Genomic DNA, 7511 nt, shown 5'->3' with positions numbered 1-7511 from the left:
GTATTTGAGTATTTGAGTATTTGAGTATTTGAGTATTTGAGTATTTGAGTATTTGCTTAGCTATAACAGCTATCAACTAACGCGAGCACTTAGATGTAGCTTGTATTTCAGAATAACTACGCCCAGATTTCAGAAGGCTAGCGATAATCTTACGCTTCTCGGTATCTTTCCTACGTCCCGAATACTTACTTTCTACCTTAGCACGAGAAATACCTTACATCTGACGGTTACGTCGATCTTCATAGTCCTTTCTAGCAATAGCAGCGAGCATATAAAGCATCATCGAATTGATGGCTTGTAATACGCTGCTCATAAATTCAATGCTGCTATCAGATTGACGCGTTATATAAGAGGTCGGTAGCTCTTCTGATTGAACCGCCCCGGTATTGTCGGAGGCTCAACATTCTGAGAGAATACGACAATGAAAACACGAAACTACACTCCTGAGATTAAAGACCGCGCCGTTCGCATGCTGATTGAAGCATTAAGCGACTATCCCTCCACCTGGTCAGCTATTCAAGCAATTGCACCTAAGATTGGCTGTACGCCTGAAACTCTACGCTCGTGGCATAAGAAGCACATCGATCAAACCATTCCTGCAAATGTGCAAGCTCAAAGTCAAGAGCAGCGTATTAAGGATCTCGAGCGCGAAAATAGAGAGCTTAAGCAAGCCAATGAGATCATCAGGAAAGCTGCTGCTTTTTTCGCCCAGGCGGAGCTCGACCGTCCACCCAGATAATGGTTCAGTTTATTGATGACTATAGAGGTAGTTATGGGGTCGAGCTGATTTGTAGAGTACTACCGATTGCCCCGTCAACTTATTATCGTGCTCAAGACTTAAGCGACAACCCACACAAGCGTTCACTGCGCAGTCAGCATGATGACTATTATCTCAGAGAGATTAAACGCATCTGGCAGGACAGCAAATGCCGTTACGGTGCGCGTAAAGTATGGCAGCAGATGAAAGCTGACGGATTAAAGGTTGCTCGGTGTACCATAGAGCGATTAATGAAGCAGTATGGTATGCAAGGCGTTTGGCGTGGTAAGGGTAAGATGACCACCACCAGCCGTGATAACCAAAAACGCGCTGATGACTTGGTCAATCGTAACTTTAATGCCCGTCGTCCTAACCAGCTGTGGGTTGCAGATTTTACCTATATCAAGACGACAAGCGGCTGGGTCTATACCGCTTTTATTATTGATGTGTTCGCTCGTGCCATTGTGGGCTGGAAAGTATCCAATCGCATGAACACCGATATGGTGATGGCGGCTTTAAATCAAGCAATAGCAGATAGAAACCATCCCAAAGATGTCATTCATCACAGTGATCGAGGGGTTCAGTACTTATCCATTCGCTATACTGATAAAATGACGGATTCTGGCGTGATTGCCTCTGTTGGTACAACAGGCGACTCTTATGACAACGCATTGGCTGAAACGGTCAATGGGCTTTATAAGTCTGAGGTGATTCCATTATTTAAAGCAAAACTGGACTGGTGTGAACGATGTTGAACTGGCAACCCTTGAGTGGGTGGACTGGTTTAATAAAACCCGTTTGCATAGCACGATTGGATATGTGTCACCCTTTGAGTTTGAAAAGCGGTATTATGATAATTTAATCCTGTCAGTTATTGCTGCCTGACTCAAGTAAATCAGCCTCCGATAAAGTCGGGGCGGTTCAGAGACCTTTTTATTTAAGTTAAGCCACTTGACCTAACAGGTTAATCTTATCATAGTACATTGCTTCAAACTCAAAAGGCGATACATAGCCCAATGCACTGTGTATACGCTTTTTATTGAACCAATCTACCCAATTCAATGTCGCAAGTTGTACATTCGCTAAACCTTGCAAATCTGCTTTCAAATATTCAATCACCTCTGTTTTGTATAACCTATGCCCTGTTACAGCCAAAGCATTATCAAGGCCTAGTTATATATTTTTTCTTATGTTATCAAGCCAAGCTTGCATACTTGGTGTAAGCAAGCGATGACGGCGCCAAGCCATGACAAGCTCCCATTTTAACTGAGGTTGGGTTAGTGGCAAGCAGACTAATCCTGTTAAATCCAACTTTTGAGTATAATATTGAGGCAAAAGAGTCACACCCATATCCTGTTTTACCATGTCAAGAAGCAAGTGCCACTGATTGGTTTGGCAAATAATATTAGGTTCAAAACCTAGTGATTGACAGTTTTCTATAATCATTGGAGTAAATGATGAATTGGAGGTAAATAAAATTAGGGGTGCATTTGATAGTGATTTAAGTGTTACCTTCGTTTTTCGCTTACCCATACGGTTTTTATTTGCTACGACCACCACTGGATAGCAACATATCGACGAGTAGTCAAAATTATCGTCAATCGGCTTCATCAATGTTGCCACATCAAGTTGCCCCTCTAGAAGGGCCTGCTTAAGTGACTCAGCACCATCTTCGATAAGTGAGGTTTCTATACTAGGATGCATTTGGTAAAAGTTAAAAATAGCTTTGCTTAGTATTTCACTGCCTAACGGTGAAATCCCTAGACGCAACTTACCACCTATTAATTGCTGATAATCTACTACTGTTTGTTCAAGATTATCTGCCTTTTGTAAGATATCCACTGCTTGAATATAGAGGTGTTCGCCAATTTCCGTTAAATTAACTAGCCGCTTTTTTCTATGAGTCAACGGCTTATCAAACAGAGCTACGCCTAAATATTCTTCAAGGTTACTGATGGATTTGGTAACGGTGGGTTGAGTTAAATTGAGTTGGATACTGGCTTGAAGAAACCCACCTGTTTTTACGACTGTCACAAAGCAGCGTAATTGCTTGAAAGTTATCATAAATAATAGACCACATTTAAGAGAAAGAACGAAATTTATTATAGAAATTGGGAATAAAAATAAAAATATAATTCATAATTTATGACTATAGTATTTTTATAATAAGTAGTCTCTAATCAACAAACAACAATTATTATGCGTAATCCTAATATTCGCTTATCCCTATCTTTTGTAGATGAAAAAAAACTTACACTTCAAAAGTTCTATCGCCAATCATGGCTTCATGTCCTTATGCAATGCGCTATTATCGCAGCTGTCTGGTATTGTGCTGAGATATTGGTTGAATTATTGCATTTACCCGTATCCTCAGGCGTCTTAGGAATGTTTTTAATGCTGATATTATTAATGAGTGGTGCTATTAAGGTTAACTGGGTCAGACTGGGTGCAAAATTTGTTTTGGGTGAATTAGTATTAATGTTTATCCCGCTTATGATGTCAATACTTCAATATAAGGCGCTGTTTGTTAGTAAAGGATGGCAATTAATGCTGACAATTATCTTGAGTACCGCGATGGTGATGTTAAGCTCAGCATTAACCTTTATCATGGGGCGCCGTTTGCAACGTAGATTGTATCGTCATCAGATTCATAAAGCCCAATTAAACCTAAAAAATGATAATAATGCGTGAGGATTTGCGATGAATACTTGGTCAATCCTTTGTCTCATTTGGACATTAGCTGCCTATTATATGGCTAAAGTAATCTATGTGCGCTATCGAAAATCTTGGCTAAACCCAGCTATCACGGTTCCAGTAATAACGCTTTCATTAATGATTATCTTTAATATCTCTTATGATACTTATTGGAAAGATACAGCTTGGATTGTGCAGTTACTTGCCCCCGCAACGGTTGCGTTTGCTATACCTATTTATGAATATCGTCGTTTAATACGTCGACATGCTTTGGCTTTGACCGCTTCCATAACTGTCGGGATGGTGGTGGGAGTCTTAAGCATATACCTATTCACTGGTTTGTTCCACTTTGATAAGACCTTGACCTATAGCTTGATGGCCCGTTCAATATCGACACCATTTGCGTTAGACTTATCTGAAAAAATTCACGGATCTTCCTCTTTAGTCTCATTGTTTACTTTGATTACAGGGATGGTGGGAATGATTTTAGGGGATATGATTTTGACTTTTTTTCGTATTCGCTCCCATCTTGCAAATGGAATCGCATTTGGTAATGCATCACACGGTTTTGGTACAGCCCGGGCAAGTCAGCGCAATGAGGACGAGGGCGTTATAGCTAGTTTAACAATGATTTTAGCGGGATTGTTTATGGTATTCTTAGGCCCTTCATTAATACATGGCGTAATGTTATTTGGGCAAGTTTAAACAAATATATATAGAGACCCTAATCTATATTAAGAATAGATATGATAACAGCCATTATCACTAACAGATAAACAATAAAAAAACGTATGAATTTCCGTTTTCTTTCTAAAGTTAATTCGACTTTAACTAAATGTAATGAGCTTTATTCCTTTTAAATTTCAACCTATTAACTTATCTTATTTAAGATCAAATAAAAATAAATGACTGAACCGCTCCGACATAGTCGGGGCGGTTCAGGTTTTGCGAATGCAAGGTTTGAAACGGATATAGAGGAAGGGCTAGATGTGTTAGAGGAATATTATCCTGAACAAGAGCGAAGCTTTTTGGTAGAGCAACAAGCTTCGCATGAAGGGGTTGTGCAGGATATTCAGCAGGGATTGCAGCAGAGTATCAGAGCTGTGAATTGAGCACAGTTGAATTACCTAGTGAGCTTGGTAAGTCAATTAATGGATTCTGAACAAGTTGGCTAGTCACTAATTGAGGGGAGCTTGGGCTCCCTTATTTTAGAAGTTTTCTAGTACAATTTTGCCTTTTGACTTGCCTGATTCAAGTAACTTATGCGCCTTCTCCAAGTTTGAAGCGTTAATTTTGCCTAGATTTTGGTTGAGGGTACTTCTAATTTTTTGCTGGTCAACTAATTGGGCAGCCTGTTGCAAGAGATCACCTTGCTTTTCAATATCATCGGTTTCATACATTGAACGGGTGAACATCAACTCCCAATGGATAGAAATAGATTTAGTCTTAAACGGCATAATATCAAATGTTTTTGGATCATCGATCAATCCAAGCTTGCCTTGTGGTGCAATCAGAGAAACTATTTGCTTGATATATGTTTCTGTATGATTTGTAGAGAATACGTATTTTGGTTTTGCAATGCCTAGTGTCTCGATTTGTGCATTTAAATCTTTGCTATGATCAATGACATGGTCGGCACCAAGTGATTCCACCCAAGATTTCGTTTCTTCACGTGAAGCTGTTGCTATAACGGTCAGATTTGTTTTTGCTTTTAGGAGTTGGATAGCGATTGATCCTACACCACCTGCACCACCAATAATTAAAATACTGCCAACTTCTGTTTCTGAAATTTGAAACCGATCAAACAGCATTTCCCATGCCGTTATTGCAGTTAATGGCAATGCTGCTGCTTCTGCATTAGATACTGTAATTGGTTTAAGACTGATAATTCGTTCATCGACTGCTTGATACTCAGCATTACTACCATCTCGGGTTAAATCGCCAGCATACCAAACAGAATCTCCTACTTTAAACGAGGTAACTTTTGAGCCAACTTCAATAATTTCCCCAACGGCATCCCAACCTAAAATACGATTATTTGCTTCAGACGAATTTTTTCTCACTTTGGTATCAACTGGGTTCACAGAGATTGCCTGAACTTTTACCAGTACATCACGCTCCTTAAGCTTAGGCTTCGCTTTTTCAATATCTACCAATGAATTTTTAAAATCATCATGGTTATTTATAACATACGATACGGCTTTCATAGATTTGTCCTCAACTTTAAAAAAATATAGTAAAAATGGGAGCGAAGTGCTCCCATTTTATGTTATTCAATAATTAAAACTCTTGGCTCGTTGGGCGCAAAACAATTTCATTAATATCTACATCCGCAGGCTGTTCAATTGCATAAGCAATTGCTCGAGCGACTGAGTCAGCTGGTATGGCTTGTTTGTAGAAATCAGTAACAAACTCTGAACTTTCTTTATGAGAAGAACCGAATTTTAGTTCTGACTCAATTGCACCAGGCTCAATAGTAGTCGTTCTAATTGTTTCCCCAACTTCATGACGAAGGCCTTCAGAGATGGCTCTTACAGCAAACTTAGTACCGCTATAAACAGTACCTCCTGGACTAAATACTTTTAACCCTGCAACAGATGAGAGATTAATAAAGTGTCCAAAGTTTTGTTTTTGGAAAACAGGTAGGGTAGCTGCTATACCATAAAGAACACCTTTAATATTAATGTCGATCATACGATCCCATTCATCAACTTTTAGCTCACTTAATGGTGCAATAGACATCAATCCAGCATTGTTTACCAATACATCGATTTGACCAAATGCGCTTAATGCCTTTTCAATAAGTGCTTGTACTTCATGTGGTTTGGTTATATCCATACCAATAAATTCAGCTTGACCACCTTCAGCACGAATGTCGTGAACAATAACCTCTAATTTTTCAGTACGTCTAGCACCAATTACAACCTTTGCACCTTTTTTAGCAAGTAAGCGAGCAGTAGCTTCACCTAAACCACTACTTGCACCAGTGATAACAATAACTTTATTTTCTATATTATTCATACAAGTAACCTTCAACCTATCTGTCAATCATATTTGAGGGTTAAGTATTACAGCCTTGCTAGGTATAATAAATGAATAATATTATCTTTCAGAATTCCTATTTACGGAATAATTACTATAACACAGGATTGGACATGCAGAACAAATTGGAAATGATGCGTATCTTTTGTGTCGCAGCAGAGTCTCGAAATTTTAAAGAGGCAGCAACTCAACTGGGTATTTCCCCACAGGTAGTGACACGGGCAATAAAAGAGCTAGAAGAGCAGCGCGGAGAGATTTTGTTTTACAGGAGTACTCGACAAATTAAAATTACCGCTGATGGTGAGCGTCTGGCAAAGCAAGCACGTCTTGCGGTGGAATCGATCGATGCTTTGCTTGTAAAAGACACCAAGGAAAAACGAGATGAAATGCGTGGGACTGTCCGTATTACTGTGTCGTCTGTGTTAGGGCGTAAAGTGGTAGTACCTGCACTAGCAGAATTTGCCACACGTTATCCAGATATTGTCGTGGATTGTGTGCTAACAGATTCACACTCGGATGTGATCGATGAGCGGATAGATATCGGGATCAGATTTGGATTTTTGCCGGACAATCGATATGTGGCAAGGGAATTGGCTAAAGTGAAATTTTATTCTGTGGGTACGCCAGAGTTAATTGATAAGGTTGGAATGCCCAAAAAAATTATTGACCTTGATAAATACCCTCTAACAGCACTAGTCGATCATAAAACAGGGCGTTACTGGCCATGGACATTCACCGAAAGTCGAAGCTTTACGCCATCAAAGCCCCGTTTTATTACAGATGATCTAGAAGCTGAATTTCAAGCTATTCTCGCTGGAGTTGGATTCGGACACATGCCTGGATTTCTAGTTTTGCCGTGGCTTAGGAGTGGTAAGCTCATTCAGATACTTCATGAGGAAACCTCTCCCGTTTGGCGCCTGTATTTATATCGTCCACAGCGGGGCCCGACACCTTTGCGAATCCGAGCATTGTTTGATTACTTAGTGGAAGTGCTGGGCCATATAGAAACCTGAATCAG

The 7511-nt window shown here is 39.8% G+C and carries 6 protein-coding genes, 3 pseudogenes and 1 other annotated feature; of the genes and pseudogenes, 5 read left to right on the top strand and 4 right to left on the bottom strand.

The genetic code is table 11. The annotated features are described in order from the left end of the window. The first annotated feature begins 421 nt into the window (after positions 1 to 421). Positions 422 to 1642 (top strand): annotated as a pseudogene (locus tag CIK80_RS14730) (IS3 family transposase). Beyond that, positions 697 to 813, top strand: a sequence feature (AL1L pseudoknot). Its footprint overlaps the pseudogene before it by 117 nt. A 57-nt stretch (positions 1643 to 1699) precedes the next feature. On the opposite strand, the pseudogene CIK80_RS14725 reads toward CIK80_RS14730, so the two are convergent. Together CIK80_RS14725 and CIK80_RS14720 are read right to left on the bottom strand one after the other, a co-directional pair. Further along, positions 1700 to 1921 (bottom strand): annotated as a pseudogene (locus CIK80_RS14725) (IS3 family transposase); the annotation flags it as partial. Between the two features lie 9 nt (positions 1922 to 1930). Further along, the gene (locus CIK80_RS14720; protein WP_095570632.1) at positions 1931 to 2821 is read right to left on the bottom strand and encodes a LysR family transcriptional regulator; all 891 of its coding nucleotides are present in this window, start codon (positions 2819 to 2821) and stop codon (positions 1931 to 1933) included. A gap of 135 nt (positions 2822 to 2956) precedes the next feature. Between CIK80_RS14720 and CIK80_RS14715 the strand changes: the two genes are divergently transcribed. From CIK80_RS14715 to CIK80_RS14705, 3 genes and pseudogenes are all read left to right on the top strand, one after another. After that, entirely contained in the window at positions 2957 to 3448 is a 492-nt protein-coding gene (locus tag CIK80_RS14715; RefSeq protein ID WP_095570631.1) for a CidA/LrgA family protein, read from the top strand. Between the two features lie 9 nt (positions 3449 to 3457). Next, positions 3458 to 4156: an LrgB family protein gene (locus tag CIK80_RS14710; RefSeq protein WP_095570630.1), complete on the top strand. Its 699-nt coding sequence runs from the start codon at positions 3458 to 3460 to the stop codon at positions 4154 to 4156. Positions 4157 to 4392: 236 nt separating this feature from the next. Next, positions 4393 to 4563, top strand: a pseudogene (locus CIK80_RS14705) (hydrolase or metal-binding protein); the annotation flags it as partial. A gap of 96 nt (positions 4564 to 4659) precedes the next feature. Here the strand turns inward: CIK80_RS14705 and CIK80_RS14700 are convergent. Further along, entirely contained in the window at positions 4660 to 5658 is a 999-nt protein-coding gene (locus tag CIK80_RS14700; RefSeq protein ID WP_095570628.1) for a zinc-binding alcohol dehydrogenase family protein, read from the bottom strand. A 73-nt stretch (positions 5659 to 5731) separates the two neighbouring features. Continuing rightward, positions 5732 to 6472 carry an SDR family oxidoreductase gene (locus tag CIK80_RS14695; RefSeq protein WP_095570627.1) on the bottom strand — a complete coding sequence of 247 codons (741 nt, stop codon included), beginning with the start codon at positions 6470 to 6472 and terminating at the stop codon, positions 5732 to 5734. A 134-nt stretch (positions 6473 to 6606) separates the two neighbouring features. Between CIK80_RS14695 and CIK80_RS14690 the strand changes: the two genes are divergently transcribed. Continuing rightward, positions 6607 to 7506, top strand: a complete 900-nt coding sequence (locus tag CIK80_RS14690; RefSeq protein WP_058024914.1) for a LysR family transcriptional regulator — start codon at positions 6607 to 6609, stop codon at positions 7504 to 7506. Positions 7507 to 7511: the final 5 nt, after the last annotated feature.

Source organism: Psychrobacter sp. JB193, assembly GCF_002285555.1.
Lineage (GTDB): Bacteria > Pseudomonadota > Gammaproteobacteria > Pseudomonadales > Moraxellaceae > Psychrobacter > Psychrobacter alimentarius.
The sequence above is the reverse complement of the archived record's forward strand: the minus strand, read 5'-3'. Positions and strand labels throughout refer to the sequence as shown.

Coding starts and splice junctions, on each gene's coding strand:
- CIK80_RS14715 (WP_095570631.1), top strand. CDS start 2,957: ATGCGTAATCCTAATATTCGCTTATCCCTATCTTTTGTAGATGAAAAA.
- CIK80_RS14690 (WP_058024914.1), top strand. CDS start 6,607: ATGCAGAACAAATTGGAAATGATGCGTATCTTTTGTGTCGCAGCAGAG.
- CIK80_RS14710 (WP_095570630.1), top strand. CDS start 3,458: ATGAATACTTGGTCAATCCTTTGTCTCATTTGGACATTAGCTGCCTAT.
- CIK80_RS14700 (WP_095570628.1), bottom strand. CDS start 5,658: ATGAAAGCCGTATCGTATGTTATAAATAACCATGATGATTTTAAAAAT.
- CIK80_RS14695 (WP_095570627.1), bottom strand. CDS start 6,472: ATGAATAATATAGAAAATAAAGTTATTGTTATCACTGGTGCAAGTAGT.
- CIK80_RS14720 (WP_095570632.1), bottom strand. CDS start 2,821: ATGATAACTTTCAAGCAATTACGCTGCTTTGTGACAGTCGTAAAAACA.